This window comes from Streptomyces sp. RLA012 (assembly GCF_056270325.1).
The window spans coordinates 5,101,585-5,122,656 of record NZ_JBWDPA010000002.1; the positions used below are offsets into that span (position 1 = coordinate 5,101,585).

The following is a 21,072-nucleotide window of genomic DNA, read 5'->3' on the forward strand; positions in this document are numbered from 1 at the left end:
CCGGTTCTAGCCGACCCAGACCGGATCTAGCCGACCCAGACCGGCCCTAGCCGACCCAGACCGGCCCTAGCCGACCCAGACCGGCCCTAGCCGACCCGGACCGTTTGTCGCCGCATCCGTGGCGGCTTCGCGCCCTCTTGCGACAACTTCACGCCGACCGACTTCCGATTTCCGGGTTTCCGGATGGAAACCCGTTGGCGCCATGTTAGCGATCCGTTGGCGCGGCCTGATGAGATCACTTCATCGGATCTGGCCCGACGGTGCGCGCGTACAACGCGTAACTCGGGGGAGTGTCGCCGCCGTGGCCGGATCCGGGGACAGAGAAGGCCCCGGTCGTCAGAGGTGAACGACCGGGGCCTTCGTCCGCCCGCGGGTTCATACGACCGGACGGCGGCCGGACGAGAGCCGGACGGCAGTCAGATGACGGGCGGTCGTCCCAGTCGCGTGAGCCGCCACACCGTCCGCCACCGCATCGGCCGCCGCTCCCCGCTCGACTCCCGCAGCCCTTCCACGAAGCCGCCGAACCAGGCCCGCAGTCCGCCGAGCGATCGCGTCCGTACGAGCGTGAGCAGCACCCAGATTCCCAGGTGCACGGGGATGAGCAGGAGGGGCAGCCGACGGCGGGTGAGCCAGACCCGGTTGCGGGCGGTGACCCGGTAGTAGATGGCGTGCCGGGCGGGCGAGGTCTTCGGGTGCTGGAGCAGCAGGTCGGGCTCGTACAGCACCGTCCACCCGGCGTCGATGGCCCGCCAGGCCATGTCCGTCTCCTCGTGCGCGAAGAAGAACTCGGCGGGCCAGTCCCCGATCTGGGCGAGCATGGGCATCGACAGCGCGTGTCCGCCGCCGAGGAACCCGGTCACCGGGCCGCCCCGCATCGGGTCCTTGGCCCCGACCCGCGGTACATGCCGGCGCTGGGTCTCCCCGTTCTCGTCGGCGATGCGGAAGCCGACGATGCCGAGCCGCGGGTCGGCGGCGTACAAGTCCCGTACCTTGCGCAGCACATCGTCGTCCACCAGCAGCCCGTCGTCGTCGAGTTCGACGACGACGTCCACGTCCCCGAATTCCCTGAGCCGGGCCAGGCCCACATTCCGCCCGCCCGGGCAGCCGAGGTTGTCGTCCACCTCGATGGTGGTGACGTCCCCGGGCAGCTCCAGCCGATCGGCGAACTCCGGCAGCGGACTGCCGTTCCCGACGATCACGATCCGCGCGGGCGCGACATCCTGTTCGGCCACCGAGGTGAGCAGCGCGTCGACCTCGGTGGGCCGGTTCCCCATGGTCACGACGGCAACGGCGATTCGAGGCCCCTCCGACACGACACCACTCCATCCCAGGCCGACAGCTCTGCCCGCGATGCTAACCGTTCACCGTGAGGCCCCCTCAGGTACGCTGCTTTTCCTTACTCCATACACATTTTCTGGGGGCGTACGCGGCCTCCCTCAGCGCGGCCACCTTCACATCGACCACGCCGAGCGGCAGGAAGAGCTCACGCAGGGCGTTCGGTGCGCGCCCGGACTCTCGCCGTCTCTCACCGGGCGCACACCCACGCGGCCTCAAGGGGCGTACGCGCCCCGCACCTCGAAGTGCTCGGCGGACGGCGGTGCGGCCGGCCAGCCCTTCAGTCCCGCCTGGAACTCACGGAACTCCTGGATCGCGGGAAGCGGATTCTCGATCCCGTCCGCGAGCTCCAGTTCCGCGAGGTAGGTGACTCCGTCGGGGAGTCGGTACGAGGTGTAGCAGCCGTCCGTGTCGTAGTCGTACGCAGGCTGCCAGGTCTTCTCCAAGTCGTCCGCGTTGGCGGGCAGGGCCTTGGGCGGGGCGGCGAGTGCGCTGCCTGGGAAGGCCACGACCAGCGCGACGGCGCTGGCGAGGATGAGCGAGGCCCTGCGTACGCGCGAGCTCTTCTGCACTGCGTCCTCCTGGGGGACCGCGAGGGGGGTGGGGCAAGCGGTTTCATTGGCATGCCCCGGTCACCGTGCGCTCCAGGGCAGGCCCCCAAGTGGTCCGCCATGGACCCCGGGCCGTCAGGCGCAGACCCCAGGAAGTCAGGCGCGAGACCCCGGCAGTCCGATATGAGCCCCGAAGTGAACCCGAAGTGAAGGTGAGTCGGTGCGAGACCCGGAGTGATGGTGGGCCGGTGCGAGACCCGGAGTGATGGTGGGCCGGGGTAGGCGCGGGGGCCTGCGGCCCCCGGGGGTCAATCGCGTGGCCAGGGGCGTCCGTCGAGGCGCTCGATGTCGCGGTTGAAGCGGCTGAGATAGGCGGCGAACTCGGCCACGTCCTCGGGCGACCAGTCGATCACGACCTTCTCCAGGCCGTCGAGGTTCTCGGTGCGATGGGCGTCCAGGCGCCGCTCGCCCTCCGCGGTGATGGCGAACTTGCGGGCGATGCCCCCCTGGGGGTCGGGCATCCGCTCGACGACCCCGGCCCGCAGCATCGCGGCGGTCTGCCGGTTGAGGGTGGACGCGTCCAGGCCGAAGGCCTCTCTCAGCTCCCCGATGGACATCGGGCCCTCCGCCTGAATGCGGCTGAGCAGGACGTACGCACTGCGATCCAACCGCTCCTCGCTCACCCCGCGCCCGCGCGGGTTGATCATGTGCATATAGCGCGTGAGCAGCATGGTCTCGAATTCCAGCAGGTCAAGTGGCTTGTCCACGCGAGGCATCCTTCGGCTCCTGGCTCGCTTCCCTTACCAGAAAGCTACCTCCCGCCAGGTATACCACCGCGATGTGTATGATGCACTAGGCGTGCACGATGCATATTCCGTGCATCCTGCATCTCGCCTGCCATCCCGCCATGCTCCGGAAACGCAAGGGATCCGGACGCGTGAAACGCGAACGCGCACAGCGCCGGACGCGCAGAACAGCAACAAGCCCGGAAGAGCAACAGGGAGTAACTCGTGGACAGTTCCCAGCCCGCAGCCCGCTCCGGCGGTGTTGTCGGCATCCTCGCCTTTGGCGGCATCGTGGCCGCGATCACCCAGACCCTGGTGGTGCCACTGATCGGGGAACTTCCCACCCTGTTCGACACCACCGCCTCGAACGCCTCCTGGGTGATCACCGCCACACTGCTCGCCGCGGCGGTGATCACCCCCGTGTCCGGCCGCCTCGGTGACATGTACGGCAAGAAGCGCATGCTTCTGGCCTCGCTGGTCCCGCTCGTCCTGGGCTCCGTGGTCTGCGCCCTGTCCTCCTCGATCGTCCCGATGATCGCCGGACGTGGTCTGCAGGGCCTCGGCATGGGCGTGGTGCCCCTCGGCATCAGCCTGCTGCGCGATGTCGTACCGGCGGAGAAGCTCGGCTCGTCCATCGCCCTGATGAGCGCGTCCATGGGTGTGGGCGGCGCGCTCGGCCTGCCGTTCTCCGCGGCGATCGCCGAGAACGCCAGCTGGCGTGTGCTGTTCTGGGTCGTCGCCGCGCTGGCCCTCGCGGTCGCCACGCTGATCTGGTTCTTCGTGCCCGCGGGCCGCGAGAACACCGCCTCGGGCAGTTTCGACCTGCTGGGTGCGATCGGCCTGGGCATCGCCCTGGTCTGCCTGCTCCTGGGTGTCTCCAAGGGCGCGGACTGGGGCTGGGGCAGCGCGACCACGCTCGGCCTGCTCGCCGCGTCGATCATCCTGCTGCTGGCCTGGGGCTGGTGGGAGCTGCGCAGCGCCGAGCCGCTGGTCGATCTGCGGGTGACCGGCCGCCCGCAGGTGCTGATGACGAACGCCGCCTCGATCCTGGTCGGCTTCGCGATGTACTCCCAGTCCCTCGTGATCCCCCAGCTGCTGCAGCTGCCCAAGGAGACCGGCTACGGCCTCGGCGAGTCGATGCTGGCCATGGGCCTGTGGATGGCCCCGGCCGGCCTGATGATGATGATCATCTCCCCGATCGGTGCCAAGCTCTCCGCCGCCAAGGGACCCCGGATCACCCTGACCGTCGGCGCCCTGGTCATCGCCCTCGGCTACGGCATCTCCCTGCCGCTCATCGGAAACGGCTCCGCCTTGGGCCTGCTCGCCGTGACCATCGTCTGCAGCACGGGCGTCGGTTTCGCCTACGGTGCGATGCCCGCCCTCATCATGGGCGCGGTGCCCCAGTCGGAGACCGCCTCCGCCAACAGCTTCAACACGCTGATGCGCTCGATCGGCAGCTCCGTCTCGGCCGCCGTGATGGCCGTGGTCCTGGCCCAGATGACCACGAAGTTCGGCCCGGTCTCCCTGCCGTCCGAAAGCGGCTTCCGCGTCGCCATGCTGATCGGCTCCGGCGTCGGCGTCGCGGCCGCGATCGTCGCCTTCCTCATTCCGGTCCGCCCGGTGGCGGCCCAGCCACAGCCCGAAACGACTCCGGAAGCGGCCCCCGAGGCGGTCGAGGCAAAGGCCTGACCGGCCCCGCCCGACCCCTGCACGAGCACCCCACGAGGGGGGCAGCCGGGACAACCCGGCTGCCCCCCTCTGCATGCCCATCACAGTTACGAGGAAGTGATCTCCGATGCTCCGACGGGCATGGGGTTGCTGTCAGCCTCGTGGTCCCCTTCGGCGACCTGAACGGTGACCGTCAGAACGACGTCCTCGTCCGCTTCGGCAGCGGCGAACTGCGGGTGTACCGCACCCTGCGCGGGCAGACCTTCACCCCCTCCACCCCGCACACCTCGCTGGGTACCGGCTGGAACCAGTACAAGGCCGTACGAGGTGCTGACCTCACTGGGGGACATCACGGGCGACGGCCGCCCGGACCTGATCACGCGCAGGACGTCCACGGGCGAGGTGTTCCTCTACAAGGGGACGAGCACCGGCAAGCTGTCGGCGCGGGTGCGCATCGCGACGAACTGGTCCGGCTACAAGAAGATCGTGGGCGTCGGCGACATCACCGGCGACGGCAAGGCGGACCTCGTCTCCCGCGACACCTCCGGCATCATGTGGTGCAACACCGGCAACGGCAAGGGCTCGTTCGGACCCCGTACGAAGATCGCCACGGGGTGGCAGGCGTACAAGGGCCTGTTCTGACGACGGCTCGGCCCGCGGCGCTCGCGCCGGCGCGGGACGGCGGCCATGGGTCCCGTCCGACCGGGGACCCTTCGGACGGCGAACGGCCCTCGTCCTTTCGGCCGAGGCCGGGGCCCGCAACCGGCCGTTGTGCCGAGGCGGCGGGGGCGGGCGCAGGAGGAGGCTCTGAGAAGAGCAGCCGGTGGGGACCGGCCGCAACGCGAACCGAGGAGCACCGCATGAAGCGCATCGTCATCGCCCTGACCGTGGCCGCAGTACTGGCGGCAGGCGTCGTGGTGGCATGGAGCGTGCTGGACAACTCGTCGGTCGCCACCGCGAGCGGAGCGGATCACACGGTGCCGCGCACCGAGGTCGAGAAGCAGGCCAAGGAGAACTACGCCATCCCCTTCGTCCAGGACGGGCCGCAGTCCGTGAGCTGCCCGCGGGGGCTGCGCGCGAAGATGGACGACACCGTGGAGTGCACCGCTGTCTTCAAGGGCGAGAACAAGAAGATGCTGATCTCCGTGACCGGAGTGAAGGGCGACAGGGTGAGCTTCGACTACGGCCTGTCGAAGTAGGACAAGGCCGAGGCACAACAAGTGGGAGACCGAGAAGCGGCGTGGTGCGGGGACCGGATCAGCGGTCGCCGACCACGCCGCAGCGCCATGCCCAGGCGGCGATCTCCACACGGTTCCGCAGCTTCAACTTGGCCTGAATGCTCGCCATATGGGTCTTGACGGTGGAGAGCGAGACGAAAAGCTCGTCGCAGATCTCCTGGTTGGTCCGCCCGTCGGCGACCAGCCGGACCACATCCAGTTCCCGTCCTGTCAGCGGGCTGGAGGACACCTCGGCCCGCGCGGCGGGCCGCTGCTCGCCGATCCGCTCCAGCAGCCGTACGGTCACGGCGGGTGAGACCAGCGCGTCGCCGCGCGACGCCGCGCGTACGGCCTCCACCAGCAGCCCGGGGCCCGCGTCCTTCAGCAGGAACCCGCAGGCACCGCCGTGCAGCGCCCCGTAGACGTAGTCGTCCTGGTCGAAGGTGGTCACGACCACCACGCGCAGCGGGTCGACGGCCTTCGGGCCCGCGAGCAGCCGGGTCACCTCAAGACCGTCGAGTTTCGGCATCCGGATGTCGACGAGACACACGTCGGGACGCAGCTTCCTGGCCAGCTCCACGCACTCCGCGCCGTCGGCCGCCTCGCCCACGACCTCGATGTCGGGCTGCAGTTGGAGAATCAACCGGAAGCCCATGCGTACCATTTCCTGATCGTCGGCGATCAGGACCCGGATACGTCTCGCTGAACCACTGGCCCCGCCGGCGTCGGTCATGCGGGAGATCCTGTCACAGCGCCGCGCAGCGGGAACTCCGCCGTCAGCCGCCACCCTCCGTCCTCGGCCCGGCTCGCGTGCAGCGTGCCACCGACGGCCTCGGTACGTTCGGTCAGCCCGACGAGGCCGAGGCCGCCACGCCCGCCGAGAGGTTCGGCGTTCGGCGCCGTCTGCCGCGGCGAGGGCGCGTTGTGCACCTCCACCCGAAGCCGCCGGGCATCCGCTCCACCGCCCTCGCCACCGCCCTCGCCCTCGCCACCGCCCGACAGGCCGACCCGCACGGAGACGGACGGTGATCCCGACGCGTGGCGGCGTACGTTCGTCAGCCCCTCACGCACGACGTTCCGCACGGAGGTCTCCACCTCGGGGTCGGGCCGCGCCTGCCGGGCCTCGGCCGCGACCAGGAGGGTGGCGGGGGCGTCGCGTTCGGAGAACGCGGCGACCAGTTCGCCCAGTTCGGCGAAGAGCTCCCCCGGCCGCACCGTCCGTGCGTCGTCCTCGCGCAGCACGCGGACCAGCTTGCGCATCGACTGCAGGGTCTCGGCCCCGGCCTGCTCGATGTGGCGCAGCAGCGGGTCCACCTGCTCGGGCGCGCTCTCCCGGATCGCGCGGGCGGCCTGGGCCTGGACGACGATGCCCGTGACGTGGTGGGCGACGAAGTCGTGCAGTTCGCGGGCGAGTTCGAGGCGCTCGCTCTGCCGGGTGTCGGCGACGGCGCGCCTTCTGCGGTCGTCGAGGCTGCGCAGATAGCAGCCGAGGCCGACGGCGCCGCCCGTGGGGAAGGTCAGGAGGAAGGAGAAGACGACGTTGCCGCTCTCGTCCAGCCGCATCGGTGCCGCGATCACGGCGACGCCGAGCGCGGTGCCCAGCGTGGCGGCCAGCCAAGGCTGCGGTATGTCCTTCGCCGTGCGTACCAGCAGGAGCAGCAGGCACAGCGTCTCCAGCAGACCCCAGCCGGCGTACGTCGGCGTCACGGAGGTGAGGAGGGCCGACGTGATCGTCCAGGAGGCGAGCACCGCGGCACCCGCGCCCCAGGTCACCGCGGAGGGTCTGCCCGGCAGCAGCAGCGCGAGGGCGGCCACGAGGCCCGGGGCCGCCCTCCACCACACGCTGTTCCCTTCGAGTCCGGAGGTGGCCTCGATACTGGCCGTGTCGAGCACCCACAGCAGCGCCATGACCACCGCCAGCGCGGTGAGGGCGGTGCGGCGGGACAGCCGGGAAAGGGGAGTCTGATCATCTCGGTCTCGCACAACTGGCAGCGTAGGGGCGGCTCCCGTCGTGCGGCCTCGGCCGAAAGGACGACGCGGCCGTGCCGAACCGGTCGGTCGGCCGAGGCGAAGGGACCTGCCCGGGGCCCATGTTGGAGGACATGAACCCCACCTCCTCTCCGCCGCCCGTGCTGAACGGCATCGGGCTGTCCAAGTCCTTCGGATCCACCCGCGCGCTCGACGCGGTGGACATCGCCGTGCATGCGGGCGAGTCCGTGGCCGTGATGGGTCCCTCGGGGTCGGGCAAGTCGACGCTGCTGCACTGCCTCGCGAACATCGAGCGCCCGGACAGCGGCCACGTGCTGCTGGCCGGTGAGCGCATAGACCAGTTGCGTGAGCCGCACCGCAGTGAGCTGCGCCGTACCCGCTTCGGTTTTGTCTTCCAGTTCGGGCAGTTGCTGCCCGAACTGCCGGCGGTGGAGAACGTGGCGCTCCCGCTGATGCTCGGCGGTACGACTCGCCGCGAGGCGGAGCGGCACGCACGCGAGTGGTTCGTGCCGCTGGGCCTGGAGGGCAAGGAGGACAGCCGCCCCGGCGAACTGTCCGGCGGGCAGGCACAGCGGGTGGCGATCGCGCGGGCGCTGGTCGCGGGCGCGCAGGTGGTCTTCGCCGACGAGCCGACGGGCGCCCTCGACCAGACGACGGGGCAGGAGGTGATCCGGATGCTGGTGGAGGTCACCAAGGCGCAGAACGCCGCGCTGGTCGTGGTCACCCACGACCAGTCGGTCGCCCACTGGTGCGACCGTACGGTGCAGGTGCGGGACGGACGGATCGTACGGGAGTCGGGCAGGTCCGCCTCCGTCGGCGCCGGTATCGGTATCGGAGTCGTGCGATGACGACGCCGAGGACGCCGAGGACGCTGCCGACGCCGAGCACGATGAGCACGATCACGATGAGCACGAAGAGGACTCTGGACCGTACGACCTGGACCCTGGCCTGGCGGCTGCTGCGGGGCGGCGGTCGGCACGGCAAGCTCGGCGTGGGACTCTCCGTCGCCGCCTCGGCGCTCTGCACCGCGCTGCTGTTCCTGTGCGTCGGTGCCAACCTCGGTTTCGGTGAACGCGCCGTGCGCACCGACTGGCGCACTCCCGCCCGGGCCGAGCTCTCGCACGCGGTGGCCGTACAGGCGGTGGGCACCACCTTCGTCGACGGTGAGCCCGTGACCGTCGTCGATGTCGCCGCGCTGCCGGGCAAGCGGGGCGAGGCGCCCGCGCCGCCCGGCATGCCGCGCTTCCCCGAGCCTGGTGAGGTGTGGACCTCGCCGGCGCTCGGCACGTTGCCGGGCACGGCCACCACCACGGGCACGCTCGGCCGCGCCGCACTGGCAAGGCCCGGCGAGAAAGTGGCAGTCGTCGGGTACCGCGCCGACGACCCGGCGATGACGACGAAGCGCGGCACCGACCCGCGCCGCCCGGGCGACATCGTGACCCCCACGCCCATCGCCGATTTCACGGGAACGCGCACGGCGGACGGCATCGCCTCCCAATACCAGGACCTGACGAAGCTCGCCACGCTGCTGGTGATCGTGCCGCTGCTGGTGCTCGGCGCCTCTTCCGCCCGGCTGTCCGTCTCGCGCCGCGACTCGCGGCTGGCCATGCTGCGGCTGCTGGGCGCCGCGCCGGGGCGGATCGCGGGGATGGCGGCGGCCGAGGCGGCGCTGACCGGTACGGCCGGGGCCCTCGCGGGCGCGCTGGGTTACGCGGCGCTGCTGCCGCTCGCGGCCGAGGTCCCCGTGGCAGGCGGCAGTTGGTACGCCTCCGACCTGTGGGTGGGCACGCCCGTGCTGCTCGCCGTGCTCGCCGGCGTGGTGCTGATGGTGACGGTCAGCGCGCTGGCGGGGCTGCGGCAGGTGGTCGTGGGCCCGCTCGGAGTCGTACGCCGCTCACGCGCTCCCCGCATCAACGCCGTACGCGCGCTGCTGTTCGTCGCCGTGCTGATCGGCTACTGGCAGATCTCCAAGGACAAGGGGGCGGACATCGACGCGGTGGTGTACTGCTGCGCCGCCGTCTTCGCCGCGCTGTCCCTCATCGGCCCCTGGGCGGTCGGCGTGCTCGGCGGCCTCGTCACCGGTCTGGCCCGCCGCCCGACAACCCTCCTGGCAGGGCGCCGACTGCTCGACGACCCCAAGTCCGTGTGGCGTGCGGTGTCGGGGCTGACACTGGCGGGCTTCGTGGCCGGTTTCTTCGCCCTGTTCAGTATCGCCGGCGGCTCGCCCTGGAGCAGTCCCGACCAACTCTCGCTGTCCGTACCGAAGGACCGCGTCGCCGCCGTACGGCAGCAGGCCGACGCCCGCCTGAAGCGCGCGGGCATCGACGCCACCGTCGGCACGAACACCGACTGGGTGGCCACCGGTTCGGGCGCCGGCGGCGAGCGCCAGGTCACCGCGACCGTCGCGGACCCGGACCGGCTGGACGCGGCGCGCGCCGCGCTCACCGGCCTCGTACCGGGCCAGTACCCGATCACCGGCACGGACGTCGACTGGCAGTCGCGGCAGTTCGACCACGACTTCCACCTCTCGACGCTTGCCGTGCTCGGCGCGAGCTTCGCCATCGCCATCGCCTCGACGGGCATCACGGCCGCCTCGTCCGTCCTGGACCGCCGCCGCGCCTACGGCCTGCTGCACCTGGCGGGCACCCCGCTGCGGGTCCTGGACGCGGCCCGGCGTACGGAGTCGGTGCTGCCCGGCGCCGTACTCGCGGGCGGCGCGGTACTCACCGGGCTGTTCTGCGCGGCGCCCCTGACGTTCGCCGGGGGTACCCCGCACCTGGACGCCCGCGGCGTCACACTCCTCGCGGGCTGCCTGGCGCTGGGCTTCGCCGGCCTGGCCGGCGCGAGCGCGGCGAGCCGCCCGCTGTTGCGCGAGGTGGTGAGAGACGCGGGCCCGCGCCCGGACTGAGGCGCGCCTCTTCGCGTCGGAGTCTCGCGTCGGAGTCCCGACGGGCCGTCCCACGCAGAAGCCCCGCCGGTTCCGGCGGGGCTTCGCGTATTTCATGCCCTACGACTGATCACGTGCGACGGCGGCTTCGACGCCCGCTCCCGTGTCACGACGACATGGGTGGATCTCCGTCGATGACGACGACCATCGATCCCGATCCCTCGGCCAGATATTCGTGTTCCGGAAAGTAGTCCACGTGAAGATGGTCGTCCTGATCCGCCTCCGAAGCGAGGCCCTCGATGTTGTCGGCGAGGAGAGCCAAGGCCTCCGGTCCACCGCGAATATCGAGAGATTCACTGTCTTCGGACGACGAGATCAGGATCTTCCCGCCGGCCGGTCGAAGTCTCATTCGCGACAACGACCTGCTGTACGGGAACGGATCCGAGACCTTCTCCAGGGAGAACTCTCCCTGCCCGCTCCGCAGCTCCCGCCCCAGGGCGAGCAGTTCGGAGCGAGTTCCGGACAGCTCCAATTCCCCGGTCGAGTCACCGCGCAAGACCTTCACCATCACGCCTCCGCTCTTCGCCTACGGCCAGTAGTCGCCGGACCGGATCGTGGATGGATCGATGGCGGTGTGCGGGTCCTTGAGCGGGCCGCTGGTGACCTTCTGTCCGTTGATCCGGGTCTCCAGGTTCAGATGCGGTCCCAGTTTCTGGACGTGGGGGCTTCCGGGGTTCACATCGAACCGTGCGATCTTCCTGACCGTGTTCCCGGACGCATCGGTCGTCACGCTCATGTACTGGACTCCGCCGCTGCCGGACCGCACCACCGTCGCGTTGTCACCGACGTGTGCGATGGCACGGTCGATGGCCTCTTCCATCGAGATACTGCAGTTGTGGACCAGGACCGGCGTGGCACCTGCCAGCACATAGTACGTGTGCAGGTCGGCGATGGTGAGGTTGTACATGTCAGCCACGCCGGGGCGGGGCAGCACGCCGCCCAGCGTGACCCGGCTGTCGTCGGCGGCCTTGAGAGCGTGGCCCGGGGTGAGCCGGCCGGCCTCGACCCAGCCGTGGGCCGTGTCGTCCCAGAAGGGGTGGTGGGAGGTGGTGTGGATCGTGACGGCCTTGCCGTCCGGGCCGCGGACCTCAAGGTCGACGAGGTCGTTGTCGCGGTGGAGGAGTTCGGCCGTCACCGCACGCGGACCGCGTTTGCCGGTCCTGGGGTCGGTGGCGATGACCTTGTCGCCGATTCGGACTTCGACGATGGGTTTGGTGGTGCCGTCGGCCATGAGGACTTCGGTGCGGGGGTCGAAGCTGTTCCGGCAGCCGCTCGCCACCTTGGTCTCGGCTCCCGCGGCACCGCCGAGATAGGCCATGAACAACTCGTTGGTGATGCTCTCTATGACCCTGCCACGCGCCACTTCCTTGGCCTCGTCCACGCACTGACTCGCGTGGTAGACGCAGTAGGTGGCCGCGATCTCCTTGGCCGTCGCGGCATCGGCGTCGTCGCCCTTGTGCAGCACGTAGAGGTAGGCCTGACGGCATCCCTCACGCCCGTAGCAGGCGGAGCCCTCCGTGGCCGACTCGTGGACCGGGTTGTACCAGAACTCGTCCGTGAACTCCCCGTCCATCATGCTGGCCCAGTAGTTCTGCAGCTTGTCGACGTCGTTCGTGACGGGGGTGTTCGTGGCCACCCACTGCTTCTTCGCCGCGTGGGAGCGCTTGTAGATGTTGCCGCGGTGGTAGTCGGACGTGCCGGTCTTCGCGTCGTAGCCGACTTCCTGCTGCTCGTGCTTGCTGCAGTACTTGACGTCGTACTGGCAGGAGTTGGGCTTGGAGCCGATCTCCGTGCCCGCCGGGTCGGAGTAGGTCAGCGGGTTGTTGTTGGCGTAGCTGTAGCCGTTCATCTGCTGCGGGTCGCCGGCCGTGAAGACCGGGTCGACCGACAGGAAGCGGCCGGTGGCGGGGTCGTACTCGCGGGCGCCGAGGTGGGTGAGGCCGGTGGCGGTGTCGGTGGTGCCGCCGACGAAGCCCTTGGTGCCTGTCCAGGTGTTCGACGCCGTGCCACGCGATCCGCCGAACGGCAGGCTGCGGCGCTGGGTCAGCGCCTGGGTGCCGGCGTTGACGGACAGCTGGGCGGTGCCGTGGTGGTCGGCCAGGGTGAAGGAGATGGTCCCGTCGTTGGCCTGGACCGCCTGGTGGCCGCCGCCGAGGCTGAAGTAGCGGGTGCCCTTGGCGGTCGTGGCGCCCTTCGCCAGCGTGATCTCCGTGGCGCCCAGATAGAGCGTGGTCTCCGTCGGGGTGCGGCCGATCAGACGGTTGCCGTCGGCGTCGTACAGGTACTCGGTGACCTTGTCGCTGCCGCCCTCCACCGGCTGGGTGACCTTGGCGAGATGGCCCTCGGCGTCCCAGTCCAGGGTCTGGGAGGTGCCGTTGCCCAGCAGACGGGTGTGGGTGTAGCCCGCGACGTCATAGCCGAAACTGTCGGTGGACTTCACCGTCCCGGTGGTGGTGTCCACCGAGCCCAGCGTGTGCGGCCGGACCGCGCCCGGATCGGGGTAGTGGTAGCTCCGGCCGGTGTCGGAGGCGCCGGTCGTGGTGGCGTGCTGGGTTTCGGTGAGCCGGTTGCCGACCTTGTCGTAGGTGTAGGAGGACCAGTACGGGGCCGGGCCGCCGAGCACAGCGGTGGTGGGTGTGGCGGCACAGCCGGTGGCCGGCTGGGCCCAGGCCTCGCTCACCCGGCCGAGGTAGTCGTAGTCGAAGCACTGGTTGTCGGTGCCGGAGCGGGAGGTGTCGGAGACGGACAGGACGTTGCCCGCCTCGTCGTAGGAGTAGGTGTTGTACTGGTCGACGCCCGCGATGTCCTGGCGGTCCACCCGTGAGGTGGCCAGCCGCTGGGTGCCCCACTGGTAGGTGTTGGTCTCGTAGGTGGACTTGCCGCCGTTGGCGGCCAGCGAGTACTGCAGCGGCTTGCCGGTGAGGCTGTAGCTGGTGCTCGCGGTCAGGTTCAGCGGGCCGCTGACCTTGACGGGCCGCAGGGTGTTGTCCTCGTAGGTGTAGGCGACGGTGTCGGCGGCCAGGTCACCGGCCTTGGGATAGCCGACGCCCTGCACCGTGCCCGAGGCGTTGTAGGTGGTCGCCGACAGATAGGTGCCCTGCAGCGCGCCCTCGGCCGACGGGATCGTCACCGAGGTACGCAGCGGCCGGTACAGCCGGTCGTAGGCGACGACGCTCGTCTTGTACTCCTGGGTGCCCACGTAACGCGAGCTGGACGCGAGGTGGCCCTTGGCGCCGCTGATCGTGTCGTAGACCCACTTGGCGCGCAGGGCGCCGGTAGGGGAGGTGTCGCGCAGTTCGGTCTGGCGGCCCAGACCGTCGTAGACGGAGGCCAGGACCGTGCCGCGGGCGTCCTTGGTGCTGGTCATCTGGGCACGGTCGTCGTACTCGTTGTGCCCGGCGCCCTTGTCGGGGTCCGTGGTGTCGGTGAGCCGCCCCATCAGGTCGTACGTCCACGTCCAGGCGTTGCCCGCCGGGTCGGTGACCTTGGTCAGTTCACCGCGCGGGCTGTAGCCGTAGGCGGTGGTGTCGTAGGCGGCGTCGGCGGCACGGGCGTGCAGCAGGCGCAGTTCGCTCGTGCGGCCGCGGGCGTCGGTGACGGTGGTCTGGGCGGTGCCGCCCACCGGCGGGATGACCGTGGTGCGGTCGCCGCCGTAGAGGGTCTTCGTGACGCCGAGGACCGCTCCGCCGTCGCCGTTGCCGGCGATCTGCCGAAGTTCCGTCTGGCGGCCCTGGCCGTCGTAGGTGTACCGGTTCTGGGTCTCCACGCTCAGCGCGTTCTCGGGCTTGAACAGCGTCGTGGAGGGAGCGGTGGTGTCGGTGTAGTAGGTGGCGAACTCCTTCGCGACCAGACCGCGTTCGTCGTAGAAGGTGTCCGCCAGGAGCGTTCCGCCGTTCGGACCGGGGGCCTGTGTCTGGCGGGCTCGCAGGAAGCCGTCGTAGAAGGCGTACGAGGTGTCCTGCGCCCCCGAGTTGCCGATGGTCCTGGTGGCCACGACGACCGGCTTGCCGTCGGTGACCGTGTAGGTGAACTCGTAGCTGGGGGTCTGGCTCGTGGTCCGGTCCGCCTGCCACACCTTGGCGGTGCGGCCCAACGCGTCGTACGCGTAGGTGACGGCCTTCCCGTTGGTGTCGGTCTCCGTGAGCGGCAGCCCCCGCAGCGGGTCGTAGGCGGTGGTCGACGTCTGTGCGGTCGCGCTGTCCCCGGCCGTGGCGGGCGGGGTGGTCACCGAACTGCTCGTCGGGAAGCCCGTGGCCGGGACGTACGCGGTGGTGGTGGTCCGTCCGTCGGTGCGGGCGGTCCTGGTGAGCGTGCCCGCGGAGGTGACCGTGACGTCGGCGCTCAGGTCGGTGGTGGTCAGCGCCCGTCCGTAGCCGTCATAGGCGGAGGCGGACTCCAGGTAGAGCGCGCTGGAACCGCTGTACGTCTTGAGTTTCGCGGTCCTGGTGGCGTCGCCCTTCGTCGCCGCGACGCCGTACGCCCCGCCGTCGTAGGCGGTACGCACGTCGGAGATGACGTCGGCCGGGCGGCCGGTGGTGGCGTCGCACGCCTTGGCGACCGTCTCCACCCGTGCGGGGGCGTCGAGGGGGACGCTCCCGGAGACGTAGGCGGTGCGGGTGCACTGGTCGTCGGCCGCGGTCGCCGTGTCGCCCAGATCCTCGCTCTGGGTGACCAGACCCGTGGTCGTGTCGTGGGTGTCGGACCCCGACGTGGTCCGCCACTTGACGCCCGCGCCGTCGTCCAGCGAGGTCCACGACCTGGTGGAGGCGGTGCCGGTGAGGTTGGCGGTGGCAGTGCCCCAGGTGCGGACCTTCTTCGCGGTCTGCTGGTACCAGGGCCGGCTCACCGTCTTGGAGAGCACATTGCCGCCGGGAGCGGAGTAGGTGACGGTCCTGTACGCGAAACCGGCCTGCGACTCGTGGTCGGTGATCGGGTCGCCCTCACCCGTGTCGAGGGTGACCGACACGCTCTTGGTTCCGCCGGAGGACGTCTTGCGGTCGCCGTCCATGCCGCGCAGGAAGTAGGTGTCGGTCTGCGACTTCATGGCCGACGCGCCGCCCTGGCCGCCGGTGCGCACTCGTACGTGGCCGTAACCGCGCCACTGTGACCAGGTCTTGGACTTCTCCTTGGTCATCCCGTCGTCATCGTCGTAGTGCCAGGCGGCGCCGTCCAGGTAGTCGTACATGGTGACCTGGTCCGGCGCGCCGCCGGTACGGTCGGTCGAGGTGACCGTGTCGACCACGTACTTGTTGAACCACTGCAGGTCCGGGTCGTCGGTCGTGCTGCCGCCGATGTACTGCGGGAAACACCGGGTGGTGTTGGTCTCCGGGGTGGGCAGCGCGGCAGCGTCACAGACCGGGGCCGAGTAACCCACGTCGATCTGCCCGCCCGACTCGTCCGCGACGGTCGACAGCCGGGACTTGATGTACGGGGCGTAACCGTCACCGATCTTGTCCAGCCGGTTGGCGAGCTGGGTGTAGGCGAAGGTGACCTTCGGCAGGGTGACCGAGGCCGTGGCGTCGTAGCCGGTGCGCTCGACGGAGTCCAGCAGCAGCTGATAGTCGGTGTCGGCCATACCCCACCGGTGGGCGAGCTTCCAGCCGTCGACGTTGCTGTAGGAACCGGACACCAGCACCTGGGTGGTGACACCGGTCAGCCGCTTGCGGGTGAAGAACGCCGGCGAGAACCGGCCGTCGTCACAGTCGGTGCCCGCCTCGCAGTTCAGGTCCCACGGAGTGTCGTACCAGTACGAGGAACCCGTGGAGATGGACGAGCACGTGGTCGAGCTGTCGGGGATGCACCGCTCGCTGCTGGTGAAGTCGACCTTCGCCGGCGCCTTCGTCGAGTACATGGCGGTGGACTTCAGCCCGTACTCGATCCGGTCCACCGTCCCGCCGCGTACATACGGCGTGTCGTCGGCGGCGGTCAGGTTGCGGCCGTAGGAGTTGGTCTCCTTGTCGTAGTAGTACGCGACCGCGTTGCCGTGCGGGTCCACGACATAGTCCAGGTTCCACCGCCAGCCCTGCTGGCACCAGGACGCCGCGAACGTCGAGGCGTTGCACGGCTCGGCGGCGTTGTTGCCGAAGACCGGCACCGTCCATGTCGAGTCGGTGGTCTCGTTGCCGCTCGCCCAGCCCGGCAGCCGGTTGTAGCCGAAGTAGTACTGGGTGCCGTCGGGGGTCGTCACCCGCCAGTACTCGTCCTTGCGGGCACCGTTGGAGCGCACGTCGGTCGACGAGCCGTAGATCCGGTCGATCTTCGTGCCGTCGTCGTTCTGCAGCTTGAAGGAGTCGGTGCCGTTGGGCACCAGCTCCCCGCCCGAGCCGTTCAGCGACAGCGTGGCATTGTCATACGCCCAGCACAGATCGCCCGGCTTGTTCCCGTCGGCGTTGGTCGCCCCGTCGTCCGCACACCCCTTGTAACTGCGCTCGATGAAACCGGGCGCCAGATCGAAGCCGTCACCCACCCACGACGCCTGGTTGTTGGTGTTTCCCGTCCGGCCGTCGACACCGCCGGAGGAGTACGACAGCCCGACCTTCGGAATCAGCCCGCCGGGCACCTGCGGCACCGCCATGTCGTACGACCAGGCGAACGAGCCGCTGCTCTGATCCGTGTTCCAGGTCGACGAAGCGGCCAGGGACGTGGCCTTGTAGTCGCCCTTGTCACCGCCGGCCGAAGCGGTCGCCGCCAGCACGGTCGCCGTACTCGCGCTGAGCGCGACCGACTCCGTCGTCAGCGTCTGCTTCTCGGTGTCGTTGACGCTCTCCACCGGCCGGGCCGTACGGCACTGCCTCTTCTGCGGTGTCGTCAGCGCACACGCCGGCAGCCGCACCAGAGTCAGCCGGGACGCGTAACCGCCGCCGTACAGGCCCGCGAACGAGGAATAGTCCAGCCCGGCACGCACCTTGCCGCCACGCTGCCCACCGCCCTGACGGGGGGTCAGTGCGAAAACCGGTCCCTCGACCCCCGTCTCCCGCGCCGCCGCACGCGACAGCGTGCTCACGGTGTAGGCGCCGGCGGCCGCGTCCGCGGACCGCCCGACCCGCGTGTCCAAGGTGAGCGGCAGCCCCTTGACCCGGGTCGTCTCCCGCCCCAGCGTCACCGCCGCCGTACTCACCTTCGGCCAACGGGTGGCCGGCGCCTCGGCGGGCGTACGGGGCCCCTTCATCACCGTACGGGGCACCGCCCTGCCCGCCGGGCCACCGGCGACCGAAGACTCGGCCTGCGGCAACGCGGGCTTGCGCCAGCCCTGCGCGACCGCAGGCACTCCCGACGCCTGCAGCAGCGTCGCGGTCAGCACGGCAGCCGTGGCCACAGCCACTCGCCGCCACGGCCGGCCCGTTCTCATACGTGGTCTGGTCTTCATACAGGTCCGTCTTCCTCCCGTTGAGCACTCCGCGGACAGCAGGCAGCCGCGCACGGCGGAGTGAAGCAGTTGGCCCGGAAACAGACCGACCGCGTGCGACGGCCCACCCGTTCCCAGTGACTGAGCCAGTCAGCCCCCGCTGGGGACAACACTCCCCACACCCGGCATACCGACGGCGAGATGACCGATCCGGGTCTCGGTCGGCGTGCTCCGGAAGACCCGGATGCCGGAGCACGAACCGGGGAAATACCGGCCGGACGTGGTCCCGGTCGTGTCACGACCCAGCTGCAGGATCTTCACGGCCTTGCAGGTCAGTACGCCGTCGTCACTCTCGGAGACGGAGACGGAGACGTCCGGCCCTCCCTCAAGGGCGGTGGGGCCGGCGGTGGCGGTAGGACTGGCGGTGGCCACGGCCATCTCGCGCTGCGAGGTGCCCGGCGACGGTGTGCGGGCGAGTTCGGTGGCGGACCGGGACTGCGTCGCGGTGCCGGGCGCCTTGGTGCTGGAGTCCCGCATCACGGGGCGAGGCGCCTCGAAGACCGCGCTTCCGGCGCCCCGGTCGATCGCCGCCAGGACGCCGTCATCGGCCTCCTCGACCTGCATGCCGTCGACGTCCGGCTTCACACGTAATTCGCCCAGTTCCGCGCTCGCCTCGGCCTCGACCTCGACCTCGACCTCGGCCGATGTGACGACCAGGAGCTGGTCGAAGCCGCCCTGGTGCGCCGTCATCCGCGGATCGACGCCGGGCAGCACGTCCGGGTAGGTGACGGTGTTCCCGCTCAGCTCCGGGGAGGGCAGGTCCTTGGTCCAGGACAGCGCCGGTCCACGGCCGTTCTTCGTCGTCCGCACCGGCCGCGGATGCTCCCGGGCTTCCAAGTGCCCCTCTGGGGTGGCGTACACCTCGCTGCTTTCACCGCGCAACGAGGCGTACGCCACCGACTTGCCCGTACGCGCGGCCTTGACCAGCGCCTTGGTGTCCTCGCCCGCCCCGTCGTCTCCAGCGTCCTCGGCGGCCGAGCTGTCGGCTCCTTCGCCGGCCACTGCCATGGCGCCGTTGGACGCGCTCGCCGCCGGCACCAAGGCTGCGGAAAGCACAACACCGGCTGTGCGCAGCCGACGTCTCCCCCCGTACATATTCATTTGCGCTGCTCCCCCACCAAGCCGCGTCGGGCTATGACCGGATGCGTTCGATCAAACGATCAGGTCGCAACATACGAGCACCTCCAACCTGTTAACCAGAGCCTCACAAGTGGACAAAGCGCATAAGATCCACTAACCAAGCGGAGTCACGGCGTGAAACACTTCACGTTTACTCCGCGAATTCGTCACGATTCAGCATGAGTGACCTAATTTGCCGCACCCACCTCGGGTCGCCCCCGCACTGCAACCAGTCGGCCCCGACTTCGCCAACTGGCCGACAAGACCGGGGACTTCACGCAGTACCAAAGGTGGGCGGGGCAGTCGAGCGGGCGGCTGGGGTTCCACGGAGTTCCACGGAGTTCCACACCGAAGCGTTGAACCTCGCACCCGCGCGAGCGGAGAAGGCCGCACCCGACAAGCCTGTCGGAGCGAGCAGAAGTGGGCGCCGGATGTCACGCCGACGGGGCCGTGGCGCTGGCACGGGGTAGGACGTCTCGCGCGGCGCTGCGGGCAACAGGTCGCCGCGACGGCGGGCGCCGCGGGCCTCGACGCGTGCGGCCTGGTCCAGTAGCAGGGCCCGGCGGCGCAGGACCGGCAGTCCGGCCCGCAGCACCTCGCCGTACAGGGGGTGGGCCAGGGAGACGGTGGTACGCCGCCGGTCCTGGGTGACGCGGATCAGCCCGGCCTCCTCCAGGGCAGCCATCACCTGCGGCGGGGCGAGGGCTTCGGCATCGGCCAGGGGCAGCGGCTCGCACAGCGCCGGCAGCTCCAGGACGGGGCGTCCGGCGGAGTCGGCGGTGGCCGGCCGGGTGCCGATCACTTCGGTCAGCCGCGCGGTGCCCGGCAGTCGGCCCTCGCCCAAGTGCCAGATCTCCCCGTCTTCGGTCGGATCCCCGGCGCTCAGGGCGCCCAGGACCAGTTCGCGCAGGTACAGCACGTTGCCGCCGCTCGCAGCCGACAGTTCGAGCAAACTGCGCCGGGCGACCGCTCCGCCGAGCGCGGCCTGCAGCAGCGCCTCGATCTGCTCCGGGCTCAGTACGGTCAGGTCGACCCGGTACGCCGCGTCCCCGCCCCATAGCGCCGCGACGGCCTCTCCATGCGGTTCACCGGTGCGGACGGTGCCGATCAGAAGGATCACACCCGTGTCCATCAGCTGCCGCAGCAGCACCGCCGAGGCCGAGTCCAGCAGATGCATGTCATCCACCAGCAGCACCCACCGCCGCAGCCCCGGCCCGGCGGCCGGCCGCTCGGCGACCGCGGCGAACCCGGCCACCGGGTCGGACAGGTCCACCCCGGCGGGCAGCAGATGCGCGATCGCCCCCAGCGGCACCGCACCCGCCGCGGCACTCGCCGTGGCCCGCCCCACCCGGAAACCCGCCGCCACGGCCCGCTCCAGGCACTCCTCAGCCGGCCGGGACTTGCCCACCCCGGCCGGCCCGCCCACCACGAACCCCCGGCATTCCCGGTCCGCCAACGCCGCAGCGAAAGCCTCCAGCTCCGGCTTGCGTCCCACCAACGGCCAACGACCCGCCCAATCCCGCATTCCGGCCCCCCCAGCAGGACAAGACACGCGAACACCCCTGACGGGCGCCCCCGCAACACTCCACCCACTCAGCACGATGCACGATCCGCTTGACGCCAAGTCGGCCCAGGAACGCTCGGTGGAGATGACCAACCGGCTCTCCGGCACTTCTCCCCGAGATCGTGGCCTCCCTGCTGATGGCGCAGATTGGCCATCCGCGCCACAAGCCGAACCCACGATTCGCCGATCGCGGCTACGACCACGACCTGGGGGTCGTCCTGCTCGGGGAATCACTACTGATCGGAGCGCGCATGATGCCGTTCCAACCGGTGCTCCTGGCCTTCCGCGGACAGCCTTGGCCCGCCACCCCCGCCGACAACCCGACACCCCAACTACCGTGCAGTCATTGCATGTTGAGTCGCGCGCGTTCGTGAACCGGTTACGATCCGATCGGCTCCACAAGTCGTCGTCGCCCACGAAACCGGAAACGGAAGTCCGGGAACCGCCGGATGCCCAAGTGGCATCGGTACAGGGGCGGGGCACACGTCGCCT

13 protein-coding genes and 1 pseudogene are annotated in these 21,072 nt (G+C 70.2%); 5 read left to right on the forward strand and 9 right to left on the reverse strand.

Features of this window, described 5'->3' with window-relative positions:
- Nucleotides 1–416: 416 nt before the first annotated feature.
- The 3 genes and pseudogenes from RV986_RS23205 to RV986_RS23215 form a co-directional block, all read right to left on the reverse strand.
- Nucleotides 417–1,274: a glycosyltransferase family 2 protein gene (locus RV986_RS23205; protein WP_475919234.1), complete on the reverse strand. Its 858-nt coding sequence runs from the start codon at nucleotides 1,272–1,274 to the stop codon at nucleotides 417–419.
- A 432-nt stretch (nucleotides 1,275–1,706) separates the two neighbouring features.
- Nucleotides 1,707–1,907: pseudogene (locus RV986_RS23210) on the reverse strand (NPP1 family protein); the annotation flags it as partial.
- Nucleotides 1,908–2,194: 287 nt separating this feature from the next.
- Complete coding sequence (locus RV986_RS23215; protein ID WP_475919235.1) at nucleotides 2,195–2,653, reverse strand: MarR family winged helix-turn-helix transcriptional regulator; 459 nt, start codon at nucleotides 2,651–2,653, stop codon at nucleotides 2,195–2,197.
- A 243-nt stretch (nucleotides 2,654–2,896) separates the two neighbouring features.
- Here RV986_RS23215 and RV986_RS23220 point away from each other — a divergent pair, with 243 nt between their 5' ends.
- From RV986_RS23220 to RV986_RS23230, 3 genes are all read left to right on the forward strand, one after another.
- Nucleotides 2,897–4,360, forward strand: a complete 1,464-nt coding sequence (locus RV986_RS23220; protein ID WP_475919236.1) for an MFS transporter — start codon at nucleotides 2,897–2,899, stop codon at nucleotides 4,358–4,360.
- Nucleotides 4,361–4,666: 306 nt separating this feature from the next.
- Entirely contained in the window at nucleotides 4,667–4,981 is a 315-nt protein-coding gene (locus RV986_RS23225) for an FG-GAP repeat domain-containing protein (RefSeq protein WP_475919237.1), read from the forward strand.
- Nucleotides 4,982–5,199: 218 nt separating this feature from the next.
- Nucleotides 5,200–5,538, forward strand: a complete 339-nt coding sequence (locus tag RV986_RS23230; RefSeq protein WP_475919238.1) for a DUF4333 domain-containing protein — start codon at nucleotides 5,200–5,202, stop codon at nucleotides 5,536–5,538.
- 58 nt (nucleotides 5,539–5,596) lie between these two features.
- Here RV986_RS23230 and RV986_RS23235 read toward each other — a convergent pair whose 3' ends face one another.
- Nucleotides 5,597–6,289 carry a response regulator gene (locus tag RV986_RS23235; RefSeq protein ID WP_475919239.1) on the reverse strand — a complete coding sequence of 231 codons (693 nt, stop codon included), beginning with the start codon at nucleotides 6,287–6,289 and terminating at the stop codon, nucleotides 5,597–5,599.
- Nucleotides 6,286–7,539 (reverse strand): sensor histidine kinase, encoded by a 1,254-nt coding sequence (locus RV986_RS23240; RefSeq protein ID WP_475919240.1) that lies wholly within the window; start codon nucleotides 7,537–7,539, stop codon nucleotides 6,286–6,288. Before RV986_RS23240 ends, RV986_RS23235 begins: the two co-directional genes overlap by 4 nt.
- 119 nt (nucleotides 7,540–7,658) lie before the next feature.
- Between RV986_RS23240 and RV986_RS23245 the strand changes: the two genes are divergently transcribed.
- Together RV986_RS23245 and RV986_RS23250 are read left to right on the forward strand one after the other, a co-directional pair.
- Nucleotides 7,659–8,393: an ABC transporter ATP-binding protein gene (locus tag RV986_RS23245; RefSeq protein WP_475919241.1), complete on the forward strand. Its 735-nt coding sequence runs from the start codon at nucleotides 7,659–7,661 to the stop codon at nucleotides 8,391–8,393.
- Nucleotides 8,394–8,449: 56 nt separating this feature from the next.
- A complete protein-coding gene (locus tag RV986_RS23250; protein ID WP_475919242.1) occupies nucleotides 8,450–10,453 on the forward strand; it encodes an FtsX-like permease family protein in 2,004 nt (667 codons plus the stop codon).
- Between the two features lie 145 nt (nucleotides 10,454–10,598).
- Here the strand turns inward: RV986_RS23250 and RV986_RS23255 are convergent, their stop codons facing one another.
- The 4 genes from RV986_RS23255 to RV986_RS23270 all read right to left on the reverse strand — a co-directional run bounded on the left by RV986_RS23255 (nucleotide 10,599) and on the right by RV986_RS23270 (nucleotide 20,541).
- Nucleotides 10,599–11,000 (reverse strand): Imm32 family immunity protein, encoded by a 402-nt coding sequence (locus RV986_RS23255; protein WP_475924394.1) that lies wholly within the window; start codon nucleotides 10,998–11,000, stop codon nucleotides 10,599–10,601.
- An 18-nt stretch (nucleotides 11,001–11,018) separates the two neighbouring features.
- A complete protein-coding gene (locus RV986_RS23260; RefSeq protein WP_475924395.1) occupies nucleotides 11,019–17,840 on the reverse strand; it encodes a polymorphic toxin-type HINT domain-containing protein in 6,822 nt (2,273 codons plus the stop codon).
- A 147-nt stretch (nucleotides 17,841–17,987) separates the two neighbouring features.
- Entirely contained in the window at nucleotides 17,988–18,953 is a 966-nt protein-coding gene (locus RV986_RS23265) for a hypothetical protein (RefSeq protein ID WP_475919243.1), read from the reverse strand.
- A 337-nt stretch (nucleotides 18,954–19,290) separates the two neighbouring features.
- Entirely contained in the window at nucleotides 19,291–20,541 is a 1,251-nt protein-coding gene (locus RV986_RS23270; protein ID WP_475919244.1) for an AAA family ATPase, read from the reverse strand.
- Nucleotides 20,542–21,072 lie beyond the last annotated feature (531 nt).

Bases quoted from the DNA above. Each gene is read 5' to 3' on its own strand.
- RV986_RS23205 (WP_475919234.1), bottom strand. From the start codon at position 1,274: ATGGGGAACCGGCCCACCGAGGTCGACGCGCTGCTCACCTCGGTGGCC.
- RV986_RS23230 (WP_475919238.1), top strand. From the start codon at position 5,200: ATGAAGCGCATCGTCATCGCCCTGACCGTGGCCGCAGTACTGGCGGCA.
- RV986_RS23235 (WP_475919239.1), bottom strand. From the start codon at position 6,289: ATGACCGACGCCGGCGGGGCCAGTGGTTCAGCGAGACGTATCCGGGTC.
- RV986_RS23245 (WP_475919241.1), top strand. From the start codon at position 7,659: ATGAACCCCACCTCCTCTCCGCCGCCCGTGCTGAACGGCATCGGGCTG.
- RV986_RS23250 (WP_475919242.1), top strand. From the start codon at position 8,450: ATGAGCACGAAGAGGACTCTGGACCGTACGACCTGGACCCTGGCCTGG.
- RV986_RS23255 (WP_475924394.1), bottom strand. From the start codon at position 11,000: ATGGTGAAGGTCTTGCGCGGTGACTCGACCGGGGAATTGGAGCTGTCC.
- RV986_RS23260 (WP_475924395.1), bottom strand. From the start codon at position 17,840: ATGAGAACGGGCCGGCCGTGGCGGCGAGTGGCTGTGGCCACGGCTGCC.
- RV986_RS23270 (WP_475919244.1), bottom strand. From the start codon at position 20,541: ATGCGGGATTGGGCGGGTCGTTGGCCGTTGGTGGGACGCAAGCCGGAG.